21 protein-coding genes are annotated in these 20,062 nt (G+C 59.9%); 8 read left to right on the top strand and 13 right to left on the bottom strand.

Annotation, left to right across the window (positions count from 1 at the left end):
* Positions 1-244: 244 nt before the first annotated feature.
* The gene (locus tag RGM3321_RS19920; RefSeq protein ID WP_244394528.1) at positions 245-484 is read right to left on the bottom strand and encodes a hypothetical protein; all 240 of its coding nucleotides are present in this window, start codon (positions 482-484) and stop codon (positions 245-247) included.
* A gap of 53 nt (positions 485-537) precedes the next feature.
* On the opposite strand from RGM3321_RS19920, the gene RGM3321_RS19915 reads away from it, so the two are divergent.
* Positions 538-1,206 carry a polysaccharide lyase family 7 protein gene (locus RGM3321_RS19915; RefSeq protein ID WP_005733740.1) on the top strand — a complete coding sequence of 223 codons (669 nt, stop codon included), beginning with the start codon at positions 538-540 and terminating at the stop codon, positions 1,204-1,206.
* Between the two features lie 19 nt (positions 1,207-1,225).
* Here the strand turns inward: RGM3321_RS19915 and RGM3321_RS19910 are convergent, their stop codons facing one another.
* On the bottom strand, positions 1,226-2,614 hold the full coding sequence (locus tag RGM3321_RS19910) for a heavy metal sensor histidine kinase (RefSeq protein WP_244394527.1): 1,389 nt from the start codon (positions 2,612-2,614) through the stop codon (positions 1,226-1,228).
* Complete coding sequence (locus RGM3321_RS19905) at positions 2,593-3,282, bottom strand: heavy metal response regulator transcription factor (protein WP_002554192.1); 690 nt, start codon at positions 3,280-3,282, stop codon at positions 2,593-2,595. Before RGM3321_RS19905 ends, RGM3321_RS19910 begins: the two co-directional genes overlap by 22 nt.
* 170 nt (positions 3,283-3,452) lie before the next feature.
* Between RGM3321_RS19905 and RGM3321_RS19900 the strand changes: the two genes are divergently transcribed.
* The 3 genes from RGM3321_RS19900 to RGM3321_RS19890 all read left to right on the top strand — a co-directional run bounded on the left by RGM3321_RS19900 (position 3,453) and on the right by RGM3321_RS19890 (position 5,518).
* Entirely contained in the window at positions 3,453-4,058 is a 606-nt protein-coding gene (locus RGM3321_RS19900; protein WP_004657065.1) for a hypothetical protein, read from the top strand.
* Between the two features lie 72 nt (positions 4,059-4,130).
* Entirely contained in the window at positions 4,131-4,751 is a 621-nt protein-coding gene (locus RGM3321_RS19895; RefSeq protein WP_244394526.1) for a cytochrome b/b6 domain-containing protein, read from the top strand.
* Positions 4,748-5,518, top strand: a complete 771-nt coding sequence (locus RGM3321_RS19890) for a molybdopterin-dependent oxidoreductase (RefSeq protein WP_244394525.1) — start codon at positions 4,748-4,750, stop codon at positions 5,516-5,518. Before RGM3321_RS19895 ends, RGM3321_RS19890 begins: the two co-directional genes overlap by 4 nt.
* A 405-nt stretch (positions 5,519-5,923) precedes the next feature.
* Here RGM3321_RS19890 and efeO (RGM3321_RS19885) read toward each other — a convergent pair whose 3' ends face one another.
* From efeO (RGM3321_RS19885) to efeU, 4 genes are read right to left on the bottom strand one after another with little or no spacing between them, the layout of a single operon-like run.
* Positions 5,924-6,748, bottom strand: coding sequence for an iron uptake system protein EfeO (gene efeO, locus RGM3321_RS19885; protein ID WP_005733750.1), 825 nt, complete (start codon positions 6,746-6,748; stop codon positions 5,924-5,926).
* A gap of 29 nt (positions 6,749-6,777) precedes the next feature.
* On the bottom strand, positions 6,778-8,100 hold the full coding sequence (gene efeB / locus RGM3321_RS19880) for an iron uptake transporter deferrochelatase/peroxidase subunit (protein ID WP_244394524.1): 1,323 nt from the start codon (positions 8,098-8,100) through the stop codon (positions 6,778-6,780).
* Between the two features lie 24 nt (positions 8,101-8,124).
* Positions 8,125-9,336: an iron uptake system protein EfeO gene (gene efeO / locus RGM3321_RS19875; RefSeq protein ID WP_244394523.1), complete on the bottom strand. Its 1,212-nt coding sequence runs from the start codon at positions 9,334-9,336 to the stop codon at positions 8,125-8,127.
* A gap of 8 nt (positions 9,337-9,344) precedes the next feature.
* Positions 9,345-10,199, bottom strand: coding sequence for an iron uptake transporter permease EfeU (gene efeU / locus RGM3321_RS19870; protein ID WP_244394522.1), 855 nt, complete (start codon positions 10,197-10,199; stop codon positions 9,345-9,347).
* Between the two features lie 311 nt (positions 10,200-10,510).
* Between efeU and RGM3321_RS19865 the strand changes: the two genes are divergently transcribed.
* Together RGM3321_RS19865 and ada are read left to right on the top strand one after the other, a co-directional pair.
* Entirely contained in the window at positions 10,511-11,125 is a 615-nt protein-coding gene (locus tag RGM3321_RS19865) for a DNA-3-methyladenine glycosylase 2 family protein (RefSeq protein WP_244394573.1), read from the top strand.
* A 70-nt stretch (positions 11,126-11,195) separates the two neighbouring features.
* Positions 11,196-12,296 carry a bifunctional DNA-binding transcriptional regulator/O6-methylguanine-DNA methyltransferase Ada gene (gene ada / locus RGM3321_RS19860; protein WP_244394521.1) on the top strand — a complete coding sequence of 367 codons (1,101 nt, stop codon included), beginning with the start codon at positions 11,196-11,198 and terminating at the stop codon, positions 12,294-12,296.
* Here ada and ampC read toward each other — a convergent pair.
* Together ampC and RGM3321_RS19850 are read right to left on the bottom strand one after the other, a co-directional pair.
* Positions 12,285-13,442 carry a class C beta-lactamase gene (ampC, locus tag RGM3321_RS19855; RefSeq protein WP_244394520.1) on the bottom strand — a complete coding sequence of 386 codons (1,158 nt, stop codon included), beginning with the start codon at positions 13,440-13,442 and terminating at the stop codon, positions 12,285-12,287. The genes ada and ampC overlap by 12 nt on opposite strands.
* The gene (locus RGM3321_RS19850) at positions 13,442-13,588 is read right to left on the bottom strand and encodes a hypothetical protein (RefSeq protein ID WP_005744526.1); all 147 of its coding nucleotides are present in this window, start codon (positions 13,586-13,588) and stop codon (positions 13,442-13,444) included. The genes ampC and RGM3321_RS19850 overlap by 1 nt, the downstream gene beginning before the upstream one ends.
* On the opposite strand from RGM3321_RS19850, the gene RGM3321_RS19845 reads away from it, so the two are divergent.
* Positions 13,587-15,032 (top strand): SulP family inorganic anion transporter, encoded by a 1,446-nt coding sequence (locus RGM3321_RS19845; RefSeq protein ID WP_244394519.1) that lies wholly within the window; start codon positions 13,587-13,589, stop codon positions 15,030-15,032. The genes RGM3321_RS19850 and RGM3321_RS19845 overlap by 2 nt on opposite strands.
* Positions 15,033-15,082: 50 nt before the next feature.
* Positions 15,083-16,198: a cell division protein ZapE gene (gene zapE / locus RGM3321_RS19840; RefSeq protein ID WP_244394518.1), complete on the top strand. Its 1,116-nt coding sequence runs from the start codon at positions 15,083-15,085 to the stop codon at positions 16,196-16,198.
* Between the two features lie 3 nt (positions 16,199-16,201).
* Here the strand turns inward: zapE and rarD are convergent, their stop codons facing one another.
* The 4 genes from rarD to RGM3321_RS19820 form a co-directional block, all read right to left on the bottom strand.
* On the bottom strand, positions 16,202-17,086 hold the full coding sequence (gene rarD, locus RGM3321_RS19835) for an EamA family transporter RarD (RefSeq protein ID WP_244394517.1): 885 nt from the start codon (positions 17,084-17,086) through the stop codon (positions 16,202-16,204).
* A 177-nt stretch (positions 17,087-17,263) separates the two neighbouring features.
* A complete protein-coding gene (locus RGM3321_RS19830) occupies positions 17,264-17,911 on the bottom strand; it encodes an HAD-IA family hydrolase (RefSeq protein WP_244394516.1) in 648 nt (215 codons plus the stop codon).
* A 6-nt stretch (positions 17,912-17,917) separates the two neighbouring features.
* On the bottom strand, positions 17,918-19,144 hold the full coding sequence (locus RGM3321_RS19825; RefSeq protein ID WP_244394515.1) for an MFS transporter: 1,227 nt from the start codon (positions 19,142-19,144) through the stop codon (positions 17,918-17,920).
* The gene (locus RGM3321_RS19820) at positions 19,141-20,055 is read right to left on the bottom strand and encodes an ABC transporter substrate-binding protein (RefSeq protein ID WP_244394514.1); all 915 of its coding nucleotides are present in this window, start codon (positions 20,053-20,055) and stop codon (positions 19,141-19,143) included. Before RGM3321_RS19820 ends, RGM3321_RS19825 begins: the two co-directional genes overlap by 4 nt.
* Between the last annotated feature and the right edge of the window lie 7 nt (positions 20,056-20,062).

The raw sequence follows: 20,062 nt of genomic DNA, 5'->3' as shown, positions 1-20,062 counted from the left end.
GTCAGGATTGAATTTAGTTAGGAGCAATATTGTTAGGGAGGACATTAGTAGGATGCTAACTAATATCCCGTAACAAATTCTTACAGTCAACCCGAAACTGCCGAGTGGAGACTTTTCGCTTATTCAAGCGTCCGCCAACCGGTTTTACCCATCAAAAGGGCGATAAACGGTCGCCCGCGTCAGCGTGCAATGCTGAAAGTTCATTTTTTTAAAAAATAGTTTCTACCGTTCGTCGGTAAATTGTTCAAAAATCGGGTGATTTTGCCCAGGCCCATTCAAAAAAATGACGCGGCATTCGATAGGAGGGTCCTGATGAATCGCTGCCTGCAGCAAATGGATGGCAATTCGCCTTGCAGGAAGATTTGACATCAAAGTAATGGCATTGGCTGTTTTGTGGCGGTTTATTGGCGTCAGTGTCTTGTTGTTGCTGTTTAAAAAATAAACGATTCAGCCGATAGTCTGGTTGACCACAACGGGCCAGCACACCCGTTCCAGAGCCATCTGTCGGTGCGTAATGCGTACCTTGCGAGCTACTCCATGATCGACCTTGCCACCTGGAATCTTTCCGTCCCTGTCGGAAGTCCCGCGACCATCATCGAAACCCCCAAGTTGGTGAAGGGCTATCGGGATGGCTATTTTCAATCCGGAGATACGCTGTTTTTCTGGGCACCGGTGACCGGTTCCACCACAGAGAACGCCAAGTACCCGCGCTCCGAATTACGCGAGACGACGTCCGATGGCAGGGTCTTCAACTGGGCCTACTCAAGCGCTGACAATTTTCTGCGCGCGACGCTGGAAGTCGATCAAGTACCTTCCACGGGCAAAATCGTGATCGGTCAGATTCACTGCTACCAGAGCACCGAACCGCTGCTGAAGGTTGAGTACCAGTACAAGGAGAAGCTGCAGACCGGCAATATCGTCGCCAAGTTTCGTCGTACGCCAGACTCGGAAATCGAGGTCATTACCATTGCGCAGGGCGTGCCGCTCAACAAGCAGTTCAACTACACCATCAACCTGTCGCCCAGCGGCGACCTGACGGTCAATGCCTTTGACGCAGTCTGGTACGCCAAGCTGGATTCAGCCTGGGCCAGTAAACTGTTCTACTTCAAGGCAGGGGTCTATACCCAGGACAATACCGGTTACACCACTGAAGGCGGTTCCGCCACTTTCTACAAGCTGGCCATTGCCCACGAGAAAAAGAATTGATCATTGCGGTCTGGAAGATTCATATCGCTGGAAATATCAGACTGAAGCAGATTCTGCCGGCGGCGGGTTGAGCCACTTCGACCCGCCCGCCATGCAGGTGCATGATTGCCGTAACAATGGCCAGCCCCAGGCCGTTGGAGTCCGATCGCTCATGGCGTGAGGCGTCACCCCGATAGAAACGGTCGAACAGTCGCGCGAGCGTGGCGTGTGGCAAGACCGGGCCCTGATTTTCTACCTCGATTCGCCACTGACGATCAACTGCCGCAACACGAATCAGGATCTCGCTGTTTTCATTCGCATAGCGAATTGCGTTGGCGACCAGATTGCTCAGTGCACGGCGCAGCAGGATCGGGTCGGCCAGCAACGTACCTTGTCCGCTGTGGCTCAGCCACAGATTACGTTCTTCAGCCAGCCCTTCGAAATAACCGGCCACGCGTTGCAATTCATCGTGCAGGTCCAGCGGCTGGCGTTCCAGCGCGGCCTGGGCTTCGTCCGCTCGTGCCAGAAACAGGATGCTTTCCACCAGCCTTGAGATACGTTCCAGCTCTTCCAGATTGGAAGCCAGCAGGGCTTGATATTCATCGGCGCTGCGGTTCTGGCGCAAGGCGACCTGACAGTGGCCCATCAGCGAGCCGACCGGTGTGCGAATTTCATGGGCCAGATCGGCAGAAAACTGCATCAGGCGCCGGTAGCCATCGTCCAGACGGTCAAGCATGGCGTTGAAGGCATCGCTCAATTGTTGCAGCTCGACAGGCGTGTCGTGGCTGTCGAGCCGTTTGTGAAGGCTGGCCGGGGTGATTGCGGCAGCGTGGGCAGCCATTCTGCGCAGTGGGCGCAAGCCGCGTTGCAGCAATACGTAACCCAGCACGGCGGTAATCAGGAACGCCAGCGCAACGGCGATATAAATGCTCTGCCGGAAGCTGGCGAGCATGGCCATTTCCTTGACCATCAGGTGCGCGGCCTGCAAGCGCACTTCAACGCCATTGGACATCACCTGTACCGCGGCTGCACGCAACGGCACGCCTTGCAGGCTCAGGCCACTGCGCAGGTCATCGACCCGTAATGGCTGATCCTGCGCCACGGTCGGCAGTTCTGGTAGCGGCGCGCGTTGCGGGTTGACCGATATCACCGGTGGCTTGCCCGGCTCGCCAATGATGAAGATATCTTCCTCGCTGTCGAGCATGTTCTCGAACAGTTGCGGACTGCCTTTGAGGTTGTCCATCGTCAGGTCATAGCGCAACAGCTTGCGGAAATGATCTAGCCGCGCCAGTACCGCGTGGTCGCTGCGCTGCATCACCGTTTCCTCTATGGACTGGTACAGATAAAGGCCCGCGCCGCTGACCGTAAGCATGGCCACCAGCGCGAAGGCGAGGGTAGAACGCAGGGTCAGGGAAGGCTGGCGTCGCATGGCCGCACCTCACACACATAACCGATACCGCGCACGGTGTGGATGAGCTTGACCGGGTAGGGCAGGTCGACCTTGCTGCGCAGGCGCTTGATGGCGACGTCCACGACATTGGTGTCGCTATCGAAATTCATGTCCCAGACTTCCGAGGCAATCTGTGCCCGTGACAGCACGTCGCCTTCGCGGCGCAATAACAGGTGCAGCAGGGCAAACTCCTTGTTGGTCAGCACGATGACCTGCTGCTGACGCGTCACGCGGCGGCGCAGCAGGTCCAGTTCAAGGTCGGCCAGATGAAAGTGGTCTGCCTCGCGTACCACACCCCGGCGCAGGATGGTGCGGATGCGCAGCAGCAGTTCAGTGAAGGAAAACGGCTTGACCAGATAATCGTCAGCGCCTAGCTCCAGCCCGCGAATCCGGTCCTGCAACTGGTCGCGCGCGGTGAGAAACAGCACCGGCACGTCCTGCCGGGCGCGCAGTACTTCGATGATCTGCCAGCCGTCGATGCCCGGCAGCATCACGTCCAGCACGATCAGGTCGTAGCGGTTTTCCAGGGCCAGGTGCAGGCCGTCTGCACCGTGCTGGGTCCAGTCGACCTTGTAGCCGGACTCACCCAGGCCCTTCTTCAGGTATTCGCCGGTTTTGGTGTCGTCTTCAATCAGCAGGATATGCATCGTTTTGTCCGCTACGCTTTTGCAGGCACCCACGGTGCACCGATGCCAAAGTCTAACCAGTTGCCGACAAGGTGTCCGGCGAATGACAAAAATGTCATTGCCCGGTCATTCTGCGGTGCCGGTAGCGGTGCAAGGATGGGTTTCAGATATCAACTGCCAAGGAAGTACCGATGAAGACTGCACTCTCTACAACGTTCGGCCTGCTGTTGCTCAGCGCTGCTGTCATGACTCAGGCTGCTGACATGAAGGTGGTCAAACCCATGCGCGGGACCGTCGACAGCGTAAGCGCCGACACACTTGACTTCACCACCCGTGCGGGCCAGCACCAGAGCATCAAACTGACTGAAAAGACCGGTATTCGTCTTGTATCCGAAGCCGATTTCAAGCAGATCAAAGGTGACAGCTTCGTGGGTTCGGCTGCCATTCCCCAGGCTGATGGCACGTTGAAAGCGCTGGAAGTGACCGTTTTTGAAGCAAGCCTCAAAGGCAGTGGCGAAGGTCACTATGGTTGGGAAAACGCTGATGGCAGCACGGGCACCATGACCAATGGCACCGTCGGCACGCTGGCCGGGGCTGATGGTCGCACGCTGACCGTCAAGTACGAGGGTGGCGAGAAGAAGCTGGTGGTTCCGCAGGACGTGCCTATCGCCTACGTTGAACCGGGCAAGGTCGACCAGTTGACCAAAGGTGCCAAGGTCGTGGTGTTCCCGGCTGACGACGGCAAGTCGGCACGCGGTGTGGCAGTTGGCAAGGACGGTTTTACCCCGCCGATGTGATCGCCGCCGAGGATGTCAGTGGCTGGCTGCTGCTGACATTCCCGGCCATGCCTGATTCAGAGGAATCTCGACATGAAAACCCGTCCCATTCACCCGTGGCCGGTGCGCCTGACGCATTGGGTCAATGCCGTGGGCATGGTCTGCATGTTCATGAGCGGTTGGGCGATTTACAACGCATCGCCACTGATGCCATTTACCTTTCCCAAATTCCTGACCCTCGGCGGCTGGCTGGGCGGCTCCATTGCCTGGCACTTCGCGGTCATGTGGCTGTTGGTAATCAACGGCCTGCTGTATGTGCTGTATGGCGTATTCAGCCGCCACTTCAAACGCGATCTGCTGCCGGTTCGCCCTTCTGAAGTGAAGCGTGACATGAGTGATGCGCTGCATTTTCGCCTGGCCCACGTCAAAGGCCGTTACAACGCGGTGCAACGGCTGATGTACTGGCTGGTGTTGATCATGGGCGTGCTGGTCGTGGTGTCCGGGCTGGCTATCTGGAAACCGGTGCAGTTTCAGGGCCTGGTTGCCCTGCTGGGCGGGTTCGATTTTGCCCGCTGGGTGCATTTTGGCGCGATGACCGCCATCGGCGCGTTTGTTGTTGTTCATCTGGTGCTGGTCGTGCTGGTGCCCAGTACCTTGTTACCCATGATTACCGGCGGCCGCCAGCCGAACGAAGATGGAACTGCGCAATCATGAACGAACCACGTAAACGTACGACTCAGCGCATCATTCTGGAGCCTGCGCAGCAGCGTCAGCTGGCTGATATCCAGCGCCGCTCGTTTCTGCGCGCGGGGCTGACCGTGGGCGCGATGTCGATGCTCACGGGCTGCAACCTGCAGGATGGCGATCAGGTCGATAAGGTGCTGTGGGCCATGTCGCGCTGGAATGACCGGGTTCAGGCCTGGCTGTTCAACGGCCAGAAGCTGGCGCCGACCTACAGCAAGGCGCAGTTGATCAACCCGTTCCCGTTCAATGCGTTCTACCCTGAATATAACGTGCCGGAGGTGGAGCTTTCCGACTATCGGTTGGCGGTGTCCGGGCTGGTGCGTGACAAGCAGCCGTGGACGCTGGGTGCTCTGCGCAAATTGCCGCAACGCACCGATATTACGCGGTTGATCTGCATTGAGGGCTGGAGCGCGATAGGACAATGGGGCGGTGTGCCGCTGAAGACGTTTCTGGAGTATATCGGTGCCGATACCACGGCACGTTTCGTCGGCTTCAAGTGTGCCGATCGCTATTATTCAAGCCTGGATATGCCCACTGCGCTGCACCCGCAGACGTTGCTGGCGCTGGACTTCGGTGAAGTGGCCCTGCCACCTGATTACGGTTACCCGTTGCGGGTGCGGGTGCCGACCAAGCTGGGCTTCAAGAACCCCAAGCACATCGTCGAGATCTTCGTCAGCAACGAAAACCCCGGCGGGTACTGGGAGGATCAGGGCTACAACTGGTTCAGCGGGATCTAGGCGCGGACGCAGAGCGTCGCACGATGGCGGTAGTGAGATTATCGTTCCTCACGCTCCAGCGTGGGAATGCCGTTCGTGACGCTCTGCGTCACACAGCGGTTCTGTGGTGTCAGGTGGATGTAGGCTCGACTCAAGTCACCTTTTCGCCCCTCGGCGAGTTACTTTGATGAGGCCAAAGTAACCAAAGCCTTTCGCTCCTGTTTCCGGCCCGACTTCGTCGGGTTCCTTCGTCCTGACACTGATCCGGGGGTCGCCGCAACGGGCCATCCATGGCCCGGTGCGGCTAGCCTGGCGTCCTGCCAGGCTACCCCCGGATCAGCGCCAGAACTCAGCCGTCACTGACGTCGCACTCTGCGTCGTCAGTGCCATCGCGTTAAAAAGCGCTTTCAGGCGCGGCGTTTCAGGTCAATTCAGGCCCAGTTTGCCGCGCAGGGTCGAGAGGTCTTCGGCCAGGGTGTTGACCGGGCCGACCAGAGCTTTGCGGTCGTTCTCTTTGACTTTGTCGTAGGTTTCAAAGCCACCGTCCTTGGTCTTGTACTTGGCCAGAATCTTGTCCACGGTGGCGAAGTTCTTGTCGACTTTGCTGGAGAAGGCTTTGTCCTGCTGCTCGATCTGCGGGCGGAACAGGTCGACTATTTTCTTCGCACCGTCGATGTTGCCCTGGAAGTCATACAGGTCGGTGTGGCTGTAGCGGTCTTCTTCGCCGGAAATCTTGGTCGCCGCTACTTCTTCCAGCAAGGCTGCTGCGCCACCGACGACTTTCTCAGGCGGGAAGGTCAGGTCGGCTACGCGCTTTTCCAGGTCCTTCACGTCGCTCATCAGCTTGTCGGCTATAGGGCCCTGGTCCTTGGTGGTGTTCTGCGAGAACAGCGCGTACTCCAGACGATGGAAACCGGTGAAGTCTTCTGCCGTAACGCCTTGCTCGTGGTCGTCGACGCGTGAGTCGATGGATGCATCCAGGTCACTGAACAGTTCGGCAATCGGCTCTACCGACTCGTAGTACACGCGGGTAGGGGCATACAGCTTTTTGGCCGTCGCGATGTCGCCCTTCTTCACGGCATCGGTGAACTTCTGGGTGTGGCTGACCAGTTCTTCGATGTTTTCGGTCACGTAAATCTTGTAGTCCGAAACCGGACCTACCAGGTCCAGCGGCGCGGTGGCGGCAAAGGCAGCCAGTGGCGTCTGGAGCAGGCCAAGGGTCAAGAGCAAAGCCAGGGGCGTCTTTTTCATGGGTGTCTTCCGGGTCTGGAGTGGGTAGGTCATGCGGTTTTAGTGGGCGACGCCGCTGCCAGCAGCGAGCGGCCGATGAAATCCTGGTCACCGGTTACCCCCGGCAGGGTGAAGAAGTAACCACCACCGACCGGCTTGAGGTATTCCTCCAGCGGCTCGCCGTTGAGGCGGGTCTGAACGGTGATGAAGCCTTTTTCCAGGTCAGCCTGATAGCAGATGAACAGCAGGCCCATGTCCAGCTGACCGTTCTTGTTCACCCCATTGGAGTAATTGAACGGACGCCGCAGGATCAGGTTGCGCTGGCTCTCGGCGGTACGCGGGTTGGCCAGGCGGATGTGCGAATCCAGTCGGGTTTTCTTGCCTTCCGGGTCTGCTGCATAGTTGGGTACGTCGGTCTCGACCTTGCCGTCCATAGGCGCACCGGTAATTTTGCTGCGACCGAAAATCGATTCCTGCTCCTGCAATGGCGTACGGTCCCAGCGTTCCACGAAGTTACGGATGATCCGCACGGCCTGATAGCTGCCATTGGCGGCCCACGCTGGCTCATCGCTGCCCGGCTGCACCCAGACCAGCTCGTTCATGGTCTTCTGGTTGTTGGAATCCGGGTTTGCCGAGCCATCCCGGAAACCGAGGAAGTTGCGCGCGCTTTCCGGCGGCTGACCAGGCTTCTTCGGTGCCTGCGGCGGCACGGTGCCTTCCTGTTTCCAGCGCACCAGCAACAGGTCAGGCAGGTTTTTGACGATGTCGCGCAGGGCGTGAATGTTGCTGTCGGCGGTGTTGGCGCAGAACTGAATACTCAGGTCGCCGTGACAACTGGCCGGGTCCAGCGCGTCGTTGGGGAAGCCGGTCATGCGGATCAGGCGTTTGGGTTTGACCGGGGTCAGGCCAAAGCGCTCATCGAACAGCGATTCGCCTACCGACACGGTAATGGTCAGGTTGTCCGGGGTGACCACCGGTCCAAGAATGCCGGAATCAGGCGGTGGTAGTTTCGGATCAATCTCCGGCACCGGGCCGCCGGTCATCAGGAACGCGATGCGCTCATTGAGCGTGCGGAACAGGCGCTCGAGATCTTCGCGGTCGGCAGCCAGCACGTCGAACGCGACCAGCATGCCTGCGGCCGGACGCGGGTTGACGATGCCGGTCTGATGCAGGCCATGAAAGTCGTTGTGGTCCTGGGTCTTTTCGCTGTTGGGCGCTTCGGTGACTTGCGCCGGCGTTGCGGCCAGTACGTTGCCGCTCAGGCTGCTGCCAGCCAGCGCGGCACCGGCAGCACCGAGCCCCATCAAGACACGGCGACGCTGTATTGAAGCGGGGGCGTTAGTAGCGTCTGAATTGCTGTCTGGGTTTTTCATCGTAGTGTGCTGTGCTCCAGTGAATCAGAGGTCAGAAAGGCCAAGTGCCGCGTCGATGCCGGTGAGTGCGTCAGCCAGCGCGCCAGCCTTGGCGGCGATTTGCCGACGCTGGGTCTCGTCCACCTGGTCATAGGGGCGCATGCCTCCCTCAGCGGTGCTCAACGCATCAAGTGTGGTGTCCAGATCCGCCATGGCCGCATCGATTTTTTGCAGCAGATCGGCAGCGCTGCGGGTCAGCAACGGACGCAGCAGATCGACGATTTTGCGGGTACCGTCCAGATTGGCGGCAAAGCCGTTGAGGTCGCTGTGGCTGTAGCGTTCCTCTTCGCCGTTGCTGCGTACATCAGCCAGGCTGCGCATCGTGCGGATGGCGATGGCCGCCAGTTGTTCGGGGGCCAGCGATTGCGCCATCAACTGCTGTTTGAGCTGAGTGACATCGGTTTGCAGGCGCTGCGCGACGGGCGACAGGCCCTCGACGCTGTGCTGATCGAACAATGCGTATTCAATGCGGTGGAAGCCGGTAAAGCCCGGATCCTGTTCACGCTTCTCGTAGTAATCGGCGCGGGCATTGATGGCATTGTCCAGTTCCGACAGGCGCTGAGCAGCGGGAGCAATACGCTGATACGCGGTGCGGGCGGGCAGATAGGCCGCCTGAGCGGCGCTCAGGTCGCCAGCGTCAATGGCCTGTTGCAGAGCCGTCACGGCCTTGATCAGTGCCGAACCTTGCAGGCTCAGGTACACCCGGTATTCGGAAAGAGGGCCGATGAAGGCGGTCATCGACGGGCGTGCCTTGGCTTTTGCATCTGACTCGGCAGTCGGGGTGACGTGCAAGGTGCCACGCGGGTTGCTGAGCAGGCCGCAGGTGATCGCGTAATCGCCGGGCGCCAGATTGGCATTGATCACCTGGCTCAAGCCCGGCGCAATGTTTTCCCGCTCTTCAACCACCAGCACGCCATCGAGAATTTCCCATTCGACGGCGCGTTCCGAGCGGTTGACGATGCGGAAGGCATTCTTGCCCGCCGCCACTGTCAGCACATTCGGCTCACAGTTGCGGGCGTGAATATTGACCACGGTTTCAGTGCCTGCATTGGCTGCACGCTTTTTTGCGGCGACCTGCGAGGCGTAATAGAACAGCCCGCCAGCGGCAATCATCAGGATCACCGAACCGGCGACAGCCAATTGCAGGGCACGGGGCGGCCGGGCGTTTTCGGAAGGCCCTGGGGTACGGATAGACATGAGTGCCCTTATTCGTTCGTCACAGAAGATGTTTTCGGCTGTAGGGTCTTGCCGGACGCCGGGGTGTGCGGCATGAAGAACAGCAGCAGTGCCCCGATCAGGTAAATCAGGTAGGCACTCAGAGTGCTGACCGTCGGCGCGTCCTGGTAACCGAACATGCCTGCCAGCACCGAACCGGCAGGGCCGTCCATCGGCAACCGTGCACTGATGTCGAAGACCACTTCCTGCAGGTGATTCCAGATCCCGGCTTCATGCAAAGCCTGAACAGAGTTGGCGAGAATGCCCGCGGCTACCACCAGAATGAACAGCCCGGTCCAACGGAAAAACAGGCCCAGGTTCAGGCGCATGCTGCCGCTGTAAATGGCTACGCCGAAGCCCACGGCCAGCAACAGGCCGAGCAGGGCACCCAGCGGTGCGCCCGAGCCTTCGCTCTGCTGGAACACCGCGAGCAGAAAGAATACGGTCTCCAGCCCTTCGCGGGCCACGGCGAAAAACACCATGGCGATCAGCGCGTAGGTCTGGTTTTTCGAGCCGGTGAGGGCAGCGTCCAGAGATTCATGCAAAGCGTGCTTGATCGAGCGGGCGACTTTGCGCATCCAGAACACCATCGAGCTTAAAATGCCCACGGCGATCAGGCCGACAATGCCTTCGAACAACTCCTGTTGCTTCTGCGGGAACTCGGCGCTCATCAACTCAAGCCCGCCACCGACGAACAGCGACAGCGCGGCAGCAAGGAACACGCCGATCCACACCGCAGGCATCCACTCGCCGCGGCCGGTCTGCTTCAGGTAACTGGCGATAATGCCAACAATCAGCGCGGCTTCTATGCCTTCGCGCAGCATGATCAAAAATGGAACGAGCATATCTCACCGGGTCAAAACTGTAGGGTGAACGTGCTTCAGCGAGCTATAGCCGGAAACACTGCGTAACATAATGATACTCATTCTTGACTGCGGGTAGTTGTTTTTTATCTGCGTCCCGGTTTTGGCAGGTTGTTCAGGTCAGGTTCAGCTGGGCTGACTTGAGCGTAAGAAGCACCGGGGCGGCCCACTGGGTGGCCTGACCTGCCTATTTCAATTTGGAAAACACAATGTCATCAGAATCAGACGCACCTTGTAGCGAGTGCGTACCGCCACGTGACGCGAACGCTGCTGCACATGCAGAGGCGGTCGAAATGCTCAAAGCCATCGACAGGCGGTGGGAGTCACTGATCAATCACGTCGGCCCCTGTCTGCACCCCGTCACTGCTGCGCAGGACCCTTTCCAGGCGCTGATCAAGGCCGTCGCCTATCAGCAACTGCATGCCAAAGCGGGTGACGCTATGGTGATGAGGCTGCGCGCCCTGTTTCCAGACGCGGCCTTTCCGGCCGCACAGGCATTGGTCGAGCTGGATGAGCAAACACTGCGCTCCTGCGGTTTCTCGGCGTCCAAGTGCCGTGCGATCAAAGCCATTGCCGCGGCACGGGTCGACGGTCTTGTCCCCGATGTCAGCGCTGCATTGGCCATGAGCAATGAAGCGCTTGTCGAGCGCCTCATCCAGTTGCCGGGCGTAGGTCGCTGGACGGTTGAGATGATGCTCATTTACGGTCTGGGCCAGATGGACGTGATGCCCGCCAGCGACTATGGCGTGTGCGAAGGCTATCGACGGCTGTATGCTCTCGAACTCAAGCCGGGTCATAGGGAAATGGCCAGAATTGGCGAACGGTTCGGCCCTTACAGGACGATTGCCGCCTGGTATTTGTGGCGAGTACCCACCAACTTCAGCGACATCGATTTATCTCGAATTTGAAAGCAAGACTCGGAGTGCCTGGGCGTTGCGGCAGGGATAGGCTCATCGAAACTCAAGACAGGCCATCAGCATGGAAAACATGAACGGCACGTTGAAAGCGTGCGCGCTACGGACCGAAGAGGACCCGCGCTGGGAGATCCTGCTCAATCGTCGTCCAGGTGCTGACTTCGTCTACGGTGTGCTGACAACCGGTATCTATTGCAAACCCGGCAGCCCGAGCAAACTCCCAAGACCGGAAAACGTCGTGTTCTTTGCCTCGGCGAGCGAGGCTGAAGCTGCCGGGTTTCGCCCGTCGCGGCGCACTGGCAGTGATCAGCAAAGCGTGGACCTCAAGCATGCCTCGGCCGTTTCCGAAGCCTGCAGGCTGATAGACGCCTGCGACTCGATGCCCAATCTCGCTGCGCTTGCGGAGAAGGTCGGGATGAGCAGTTTTCATTTTCACCGCACTTTCAAGAAGCTCACCGGGTTAACGCCCAAAGCCTACAGCGTTGCTTCCTTGCGCTCGCGAGTGAAAGTCGAGCTTTCCCACGACGTGACCATCACCAGTGCGCTGTATGAAGCAGGTTTCAACTCCAACAGTCGATTCTATGAGGCTTCGCAAAAAATGCTGGGCATGAAACCTTCTGAATACCGGGCAGGTGGGGCTAATGTCGATATCAGGTTTGCATTGGGTGAAAGCTCGCTGGGGTCGATTCTGGTGGCCAGAAGTCCCAAGGGCATCTGCGCCATTTCGCTCGGAGACGACCCCAATGTTCTGGTCGAAAAGTTTCAGGATCAGTACCCCAATGCCAATCTGATCGGCGGGGATGAAGAGTTTGAACAACTTGTCGCCCAGGTCGTGGGCTTTGTCGAGTCGCCTGCGACCGGCCTCGCGCTGCCGCTGGATATCCGCGGCACGGTTTTTCAGGAGCGGGTATGGCAGGCGCTCAGGGATATACCTGCCGGATCGACCGCAACCTACACCGATATCGCCACGCGAATCGGTATGCCCAGCGCGGTTCGCGCAGTGGCGAATGCGTGCGGCGCCAACACGCTGGCAGTTGCCATTCCCTGCCATCGGGTCGTGCGCAGCGACGGGTCGTTATCCGGTTATCGCTGGGGTGTCGAGCGCAAGCGCAAGCTGCTTGAAATCGAAGCTGCCGAGGGAACAGGGCTTTTTTCAGGGCTTTGAACAGCACCCTGACTCGCCGAGAATCCGGTAGGCCAGCCTTACCCGTTCTTCATTCGGATAGTTCTTGTTGGCCAGAATTACGATGCCGAGCTGTTTTTCCGGTATGAACGCGACATAGCCACCGAAACCGTTGGTTGATCCGGTCTTGTTGACCCAGACCGCAGATTGCGCTGCCTGCGGCGGCTCGATCACTTCGGTTTTGAGGGTGTTCAGCATGGCACTGGCGTTGCCTTCAAGCAGCTGCGCCAAGCCAACCGGCATCGGATACTGCTCCCAGATCAGATCCTGAGTCATGCCGCCGACTTTGAAATAGCTGATCCGTGTGTCGCTGAGCGCGCGTTGCAGCGGCGCGTCGTATTGACCAGGCCCAAGGTTTGCCTCGACAAAACGGATCATGTCCCGAGCACTCGATTTCACGCCGTAGGCTTCACTCGCCAGAGGACCTGGGTTAACTCTGACCGGTTCGTCGAGTTTGTTGTAGCCCTGCGCATAAAGCGCCTGCTTTTCGTCGGCCACGGTCACGTAGGTGTTGCTCAGGTTCAGCGCCGGAAAAAGGCGCTGCTGGAGGGCTTTTTCATACGGCAGCTTCATGCTGCGCGCCGCAACCATACCGAGCAGGCCCACACTGGGGTTGGCATAGGTGCGGTGAGTGCCGGGCAGGTAGTCGGGCTGCCAGGCCTTGAAATAGTCCATCAATTGGCGAGTGTTCTGCACCTTGTCGGGCACTTGAAGGGGGAAACCGCCTGCTGTGTGGGTGCCGAGGTGAAAGACCGGTATCTTGCCCAGACGTGTGTCATTCAATTGCGGCAGGTAGGTGTCGATGCTGTCGGTCAGCGACAACTGCCCATTGGCCTGCGCCCAGGTGGCCAGTGTGGCGGTGAAGGTTTTGCTGATCGAGCCCAGTTCGAACAACGTATCGCTGGACACCGGCTGGCCGGTTGCTTTTGAGGCGACGCCGTAGTTATAGAACTGTTGTGTACCGTTGCGGGTGATGGCGATGGACATGCCTGCAATGTTGTTTTCCTGCATCGCCTGCTGCGCCGCTTGCTGCACAACGGCATCAAGGTCAGGTGCCGGGTCTTGAGCGCAGGCAAGGGACGCGTTCAGCACAAGCGCCGCGCATAACAGTGTCTTATTCCATGGCATCACATGATTCCTTGTTGTTTTGGGTCGCCGCCGATCATCGAAGAACGCTGTTTTGAAGCCTTGCTGCGGTGGTCGGTGGCGGCGGGTTTGCGTAATATGCCTCCTTTTTTGCGCTTCCTCCACGGGGCGCGGTTCAGGTAACCCATGAAATCAATCCGTATACGCGCCGAAGTCCTGGCCGGGCTCACGACATCTTTTGCCTTGGTGCCCGAGTGCATTGCCTTTGCACTGGTGGCCCATCTCAACCCGCTGATGGGGCTCTACGGCGCGTTCATCATTTGTACGCTAACGGCGCTGTTCGGCGGGCGTCCGGGTATGGTCTCCGGCGCGGCCGGTTCGATGGCGGTGGTAATCGTCGCGCTGGTGGTGCAGCACGGCGTGCAGTATTTGCTGGCGACCGTGCTGCTGGGCGGTTTGATCATGATCCTGTTCGGGCTGCTGCGGCTCGGCAAACTGGTGCGGCTGGTGCCTTATCCGGTGATGCTGGGCTTCGTCAACGGCCTGGCGATTGTGATTGCGATGGCGCAACTGGAGCACTTCAAGGTTGGTGAGTCATGGCTCAGCGGTAAGCCGCTGTACGTGATGCTCGGTCTGGTGGCGCTGACCATGGCGATTGTCTATCTGTTGCCGCGCCTGACTCGTGTTGCACCGCCTGCGCTGGTTGCGATTCTAGGCATCGGGCTGGCGGTCTACCTGCTCGACCTGCCGACCCGCACCCTGGGCGACATGGCGCACATTGCCGGTGGCCTGCCGGTATTCGCCATGCCGGACATTCCGTGGAGCCTGGACACCCTGCGCATCATCGCCCCGTACGCCATCCTGATGGCGCTGGTCGGTCTGCTCGAAACCCTACTGACCCTGAACCTGACCGACGAGATCACCGAAACCCGTGGTTATCCGGATCGTGAGTGCGTGGCACTGGGCGCTGCCAACGTGGTGTCCGGTGCCTTCGGCGGCATGGGCGGTTGCGCGATGATCGGCCAGACGGTGATCAACCTCAGTTCCGGCGGCCGCGGTCGTGTGTCGGGCGTGGTAGCGGGTTTGATGATCCTGATGTTCGTGCTGTTTCTGTCGCCGCTGATCGAGCGCATTCCATTGGCGGCGCTGGTCGGGGTGATGTTCGTGGTCGCTCAGCAGACCTTCGCCTGGGCCTCGTTGCGTGTGCTGCGCAAGGTGCCGGTCAATGACGTGTTGGCGATCATTGCGGTGACCGTGGTCACGGTGCTTACCGATCTGGCCACTGCGGTGCTGTTCGGCATTATCATCGCGGCGATAAATTTTGCCTGGCAGCAGGCCCGCGAGCTGTATGCAGACAGCCATGTAGAGGCCGACGGCAGCAAGGTCTATCACCTGCACGGCACGCTGTTCTTCGCCTCGACCACGCCGTTTCTCGACCAGTTCAACCCGGCCGAGGACCCGGCACAGGTGACACTGGACTGCCGCCACCTGAGTTTCGTCGATTACTCGGCCATTGCTGCGCTCAAGACCTTGCGCGAGCGCTATGTCAAAGCGGGCAAGCATTTGCGTGTTGTGCATCTGTCCGAGCGCTGCAAGCGGCTGCTCAAGCGCGCCGGCGTGCAGCACGCATGAGCCGCTTTTAGGCCGTATGTCTTTTCTCTGATACCGAAGGTGTGTGCCTGATGGATGCCGTCTCCCCGCTGCAAGCCTACGAACGTGCCGTCCAGCGTGGTTTTCAGCCTGATCAGGCGCAGTTGCAGGCTGCCCGACAGTTGCAGGCGTGCTATCAGGCACTGGCCGATGCTCGTGGTCGGGCACAGGGCGTCTATTTGTGGGGGCCGGTCGGGCGCGGCAAGACCTGGTTGATGGACCGCTTTTTTGAAAGCCTGAGCGTGCCGGCCCGGCGTCAGCATTTTCATCACTTCATGCGCTGGGTGCACAAGCGCATGTTCGAGCTGATGGGCACGCCTCAGCCGCTGACCGTGGTCGCCAAAGAGCTGGCGCGGGAAGTGCGGGTGATGTGTTTCGATGAGTTGTTCGTGACTGACATCGGCGACGCAGTGATTCTCGGCGGGCTGCTGCAGGTGATGTTCGAAGAAGGCGTAGTGCTGGTCTGTACGTCCAATCAGCCACCGGAAAAGTTGTACAGCCACGGCCACAACCGTGAGCGTTTCCTGCCTGCGGTCGCCGCGATCCTGAAATACATGAATGTGGTGGCGGTCGACGGCGGCGAGGATCATCGCCTGCACCCCGGACAGTTGCACCAGCGTTACTGGGTTGCGCAGGCCGGTCAGCCAAGTGCATTGAAGGCGATATTCGAAGCGCTGAGCGCTGGCCAGCCGGTTCACGACTCGCAGGTCATGCTCGGCTATCGCAGTATCAATGTGGTTCAGCATTCCGACACGGCAGTGTGGTGCCGCTATCGCGACCTGTGTGAACAACCGCTGGCGGCAATGGATTTCATCGCGTTGTGTGATCGTTTCTCGGTGATTCTGCTTAGCGAAGTACCGCCCCTCAGCGCCGCCCAGCGCGAGGCGAAGATTGCCCGTGGCACCGAGGACGGGGTGGAGCAGGTGACGGCGGGCGACCGCGAGCTGCCGCAGTTATCGCCCAACGACGACGGCGTGCGACGTTTCATTGCGCTGGTGGACGAATGTTACGACCGGCGCATTCCGCTGTATGTCGAAGCGCCAGTGCCAATGGACGAACTGTACACCCAGGGTTATCTGTCGTTTGCCTTTCGGCGCACCCTGAGTCGGCTTCAGGAAATGCAACTGGAGCGTTTCACCGAGTCCTGAGCCTCAAGCTGCATCCCGACGGCGCTGGGCCAGCATGTGTTTGGCGCCTTCGATCATCAGCACCACGACGGCCATCCAGATTGGCAGGTAAGTCAACCATTCATCGCGGCCGATGCTCTCGCCCAGCAACAGGGCGACGCCTACCAGCAGCACCGGTTCGACATAACTGAGCAAACCGAACAGGCTGAACGGCAGCAAGCGGCTGGCAACGATGTAACTGACCAGTGCCGAGGCACTGATGACCCCGAGCACGGGAATCAGCAGGTACAGCAGCGTTGCCTGTTGGATGGCTTGCGGATGACCGTTGGCGATAAACCACAGGCCGATGGGCAGCATCAGCAGCATGTCGAACCAGAGCCCGCCGAGGTGGTCGGTCTTGAGCTTGCGTCGCAGCACGAAGTACAGCGGATAACCGCCCGCGACCAATAGCGTCTCCCACGAAAAGCTGCCCAGCCGCCACAGCTCATGGCCGACACCGATCATGGCAAATACCGCCGCGACCTTTTGCAGATACGAGAGGTGCTCGCCGTACACGATGCGGCCGGTGAGAATCATGCTCAGCGGCAGCAGGAAATAACCCAGCGACACCTCCAGGCTGCGCCCGTGCAGCGGTGCCCACATGAAGATCAGCAACTGCGCGCCCAGCAACAGCGAGGACAGCAGCAGCCCGGCTATCAGCAGCGGCTGCCGCCTGAGCCGCCCCGCCAGTTCACGGACCCGTGTCCAGTCGCCACTGACCCACATGAACAGCGTCGCGCAAGGCACTGTCAGCAGCATGCGCCAGCCGAAGATCTCTTCACCGTCGAGGGGCGACATCAGCGAGGTATAGAAATACATGACCCCGAACAGCACGGAGGCCAGGACTGACAGCGCGACACCTTTGTACACAATGGCCTCTTTTGCAGATGCTCGGGCATGGACTTGCGCACCGGTCTGGTGCGAACGGAGGCCAGTTTAGTGTGCAGGTGAGGAAAAAGCTTGGGTTTGCAGGCGCAATTTTGCTCAGGCAACGGGCACACCGTGGTATGTCCCGGCACCTGACAGGTCAGAGATGCATCAGCAGGGTTATTTCAGCGTATTCCAGAGTGCATCGTCGTTGAAGTCGCGGATAACGCTTTTGGCTCCGGCCGCCCGAAGCTGAGTTTCGTCAAGCCCCGACAGCATGCCGAAAGTATGAATCCCGGCGGCGCTCGCCGATTGCACACCCGCCAGCGAGTCCTCGAAAGCAAGCGCCTGGTCGGCCGTCACGCCCAGCAGCTCCAGGGCTGTGAGGTAAGGCATGGGATGCGGTTTGCCGCGCTCCAGCTCGCCGCCGATCACAATGATTTCGAAGCGGTCGACAATGCCCAGCCCGGTCAGCATGGCCATGGCATTTTCGCGTGGAGCATTGGTGACCACCGCCGTGCGCAGGCCGCTTTGCCGAGCGTGGTCAAGGATACGCAGCACGCCCGCCACGGGAATGGTTTCACCCAGTTGAGCGCGAAACATTGCCTCTTTTTCCGCTGCCAGACCGGCGTATTGCGCCGCGGGAATATCGGGAAACAGACCGCCAAAAATCATGTCATCCGGAAAGCCCATGACATGGGCCTTGTAGTAGCCGATGTCCATCGAACGGTCCCAGCGGGCCAGCAACTGGTTATAGGCGTTCAAATGCAGTTCATCGGTATCGATAAGGGTTCCGTCCAGATCGAACAACAGCGCGCAAAGAGCCATTGGTTCTTACTCCTTTGAAGGTTCGGTAGGGTTGCCGACAGACCAGACGCCACGCAGGGCAGGTACCCACGGCAACATGAGAAGGGGGTAGACGATCAAAAGGCTGAAGGCAGCTTCGACTCCGATTCGTTCGGACAGCAGCCCGAGCAGAAACGGTGCCAGCAGGAGCGCCACGCCGACCGCCTGTGACGCTTGCGTGCTGAGCGCGGAGCTTGCGTGGGGCGCAACGCGCATGGCGGATCCCAGGATCAGCGGAAAGAAGTTGCCCAGACAGGCACCGAGCACGAACGTGAGGATCGCGGTGCCGACCACCCCTTCGATCAACGACAGCACCAGCAGTGTAGCAATGGCGCTCAGTATCACCACGGTCAGCAATGTAAAGGGGGAGGCCCGGCGCAGCGCATAGCTGCTGACCAACCGCCCGCAGACGGTGCCGGCAAAGTAAAGGCTCATCAGCGTAGCGGCGACCGACGCACTGGTCTGTACGTGGGTCTTGATGTATTCCGCGCCCCAGAACCCCACACCCCATTCCGCCGAGATGCCCAGAATCACCAGTGCCCACAGGCTGAGCCGAACCAGACGCTGTGGGCGCAGGCTATCGGCCATTGGCGACGACCCGGCTTGGCCGGGCGTGGCCCGATGGATCGTCTGCGGTGCGCAAAACATGATCAATGCCCATGCGCTGATCAGCAGCGGAGCCACGCGCCACGACAGCCCGATAGCCGTCGCTGCGCCCACCAGCAGCGCGCCGCCCAGCACACAGAGGCCTGCCACGATGTGGGCTTCCACCAGTTTCGCGGCAGCCTGCTGGCCATAAAGTTTGCCGAGCATGGCCTGTCCTACGGCCATCACCAGACCTCCCGAGAACCCCATCAGTACGCTGCCGGGCAGGGTCATGGGTAAACCGCTGGCGATCGAAAACAGCCCGCTGGCCAGCACAATCGAGCCTATGGCGATACGTCCGGTGCCGATGGGCAGTGCCCGACCTTCCAGCCAGCGATACGGAGTTCCGATCAGTACCAGCCCCAGTGCATAGGCGGCAAAATGCAGGCCGGTCCAGCGCAGATCAAGATCGAATTCGGCACGCAGAAACGGCATCAGCGGCCCGAGCATACCTTGCTGAGCCCCGAACAGGCCGAACATCAGGTAAATCGACCAGGGCCGCCGCTCCGTTCCTGCTGGCGCAGACGACGAGGGCTGCTGCGTCGAAGGGGGGTGGGCCATGTCGGTCATAGGCCAGCCTTTGTGTCGAACAGTGAATGCCAGCGTGCACAACGGGCGACCTTGGCATGGCTGGCCTCGATTGCATTCAGCGCCTTGAGATCGACAGTCGCCAGGGTCTCGCTCGACACGCCGCCGACCACCACCTTGCCGTAGTGTCGGCTGATTGCAGCAGCGTCCGGCGAAAGCATCCAGCCAAGCGCCTGTACCGCCTGCTTCGCACGTTGCGAACCGGCGCGGCAGCCGAACACTTCGAACTCGTAACGACGTGCGTCATCGGGGACGCACCACTGCAAGGAACTGTGCTGCGCCGCTGCGCGAGTGGCCGCCGTGGAAACCGTAACGCCGACGTATGCACGGCCTTCGGTCACGGCGTCTATCGGTGCTGTGGAAGACCCGCTGATCGAAGGTCGCAATTGTGCCACTTGAGCCAACATGCTCCAGGCCCCCTCGCCATACGCTTCCAGCAAAGCGCTCAGGTGCAGATAGCCTGCACCTGAGCGGCCCGGATCTGGCAGGGCAATGCGCTGCGCCCACTCTGGCGCGCAGAGCGCCTCCCAAGAGAATGGTGGCGTGAGGCCGTGTGCGGCGAGCCCTTCAGGATCGTAGCAAAAGGCCGGCACGAAGCCTGAAGGGCTGAACCAGCGCCGGTCAGCGGCAATCGCTTGTGCAGGCAAGGTCGAGCAGTCAAGCGCGTCAAGAATCAGCAACTGTGCGCTCAGTGCGGGATCAGGCAAGGCGGTGGCCGCAGTCCCCAACAACAGGTCCCAGTTGCCCGCCGTGCCGTTGCTCACGCGGTCGATCAGCTCTGATGTGGACCAGCGAGAGAGGCGCACGGGCACCCCGATATGCTCGCTGATGCCTGCCACGAACTCGGCCAGTTCGGCATTTTCCATCGAGCTGATAGCGATAAGTTCATCCATGTCAGGC

It is taken from the genome of Pseudomonas sp. RGM 3321 (genome assembly GCF_022836805.1).
Lineage (GTDB): Bacteria > Pseudomonadota > Gammaproteobacteria > Pseudomonadales > Pseudomonadaceae > Aquipseudomonas.
This window is presented reverse-complemented; position numbering and strand designations above follow the sequence as displayed.

Excerpts from the sequence above, each read along its gene's own strand:
- RGM3321_RS19915 (WP_005733740.1), top strand. The coding sequence starts at position 538 with ATGATCGACCTTGCCACCTGGAATCTTTCCGTCCCTGTCGGAAGTCCC.
- RGM3321_RS19910 (WP_244394527.1), bottom strand. The coding sequence starts at position 2,614 with ATGCGACGCCAGCCTTCCCTGACCCTGCGTTCTACCCTCGCCTTCGCG.
- RGM3321_RS19905 (WP_002554192.1), bottom strand. The coding sequence starts at position 3,282 with ATGCATATCCTGCTGATTGAAGACGACACCAAAACCGGCGAATACCTG.
- RGM3321_RS19900 (WP_004657065.1), top strand. The coding sequence starts at position 3,453 with ATGAAGACTGCACTCTCTACAACGTTCGGCCTGCTGTTGCTCAGCGCT.
- RGM3321_RS19895 (WP_244394526.1), top strand. The coding sequence starts at position 4,131 with ATGAAAACCCGTCCCATTCACCCGTGGCCGGTGCGCCTGACGCATTGG.
- RGM3321_RS19890 (WP_244394525.1), top strand. The coding sequence starts at position 4,748 with ATGAACGAACCACGTAAACGTACGACTCAGCGCATCATTCTGGAGCCT.
- efeO (WP_005733750.1), bottom strand. The coding sequence starts at position 6,748 with ATGAAAAAGACGCCCCTGGCTTTGCTCTTGACCCTTGGCCTGCTCCAG.
- efeB (WP_244394524.1), bottom strand. The coding sequence starts at position 8,100 with ATGAAAAACCCAGACAGCAATTCAGACGCTACTAACGCCCCCGCTTCA.
- efeO (WP_244394523.1), bottom strand. The coding sequence starts at position 9,336 with ATGTCTATCCGTACCCCAGGGCCTTCCGAAAACGCCCGGCCGCCCCGT.
- efeU (WP_244394522.1), bottom strand. The coding sequence starts at position 10,199 with ATGCTCGTTCCATTTTTGATCATGCTGCGCGAAGGCATAGAAGCCGCG.
- RGM3321_RS19865 (WP_244394573.1), top strand. The coding sequence starts at position 10,511 with ATGCTCAAAGCCATCGACAGGCGGTGGGAGTCACTGATCAATCACGTC.
- ada (WP_244394521.1), top strand. The coding sequence starts at position 11,196 with ATGGAAAACATGAACGGCACGTTGAAAGCGTGCGCGCTACGGACCGAA.
- ampC (WP_244394520.1), bottom strand. The coding sequence starts at position 13,442 with ATGCCATGGAATAAGACACTGTTATGCGCGGCGCTTGTGCTGAACGCG.
- RGM3321_RS19845 (WP_244394519.1), top strand. The coding sequence starts at position 13,587 with ATGAAATCAATCCGTATACGCGCCGAAGTCCTGGCCGGGCTCACGACA.
- RGM3321_RS19850 (WP_005744526.1), bottom strand. The coding sequence starts at position 13,588 with ATGGGTTACCTGAACCGCGCCCCGTGGAGGAAGCGCAAAAAAGGAGGC.
- zapE (WP_244394518.1), top strand. The coding sequence starts at position 15,083 with ATGGATGCCGTCTCCCCGCTGCAAGCCTACGAACGTGCCGTCCAGCGT.
- RGM3321_RS19830 (WP_244394516.1), bottom strand. The coding sequence starts at position 17,911 with ATGGCTCTTTGCGCGCTGTTGTTCGATCTGGACGGAACCCTTATCGAT.
- RGM3321_RS19825 (WP_244394515.1), bottom strand. The coding sequence starts at position 19,144 with ATGACCGACATGGCCCACCCCCCTTCGACGCAGCAGCCCTCGTCGTCT.
- RGM3321_RS19820 (WP_244394514.1), bottom strand. The coding sequence starts at position 20,055 with ATGGATGAACTTATCGCTATCAGCTCGATGGAAAATGCCGAACTGGCC.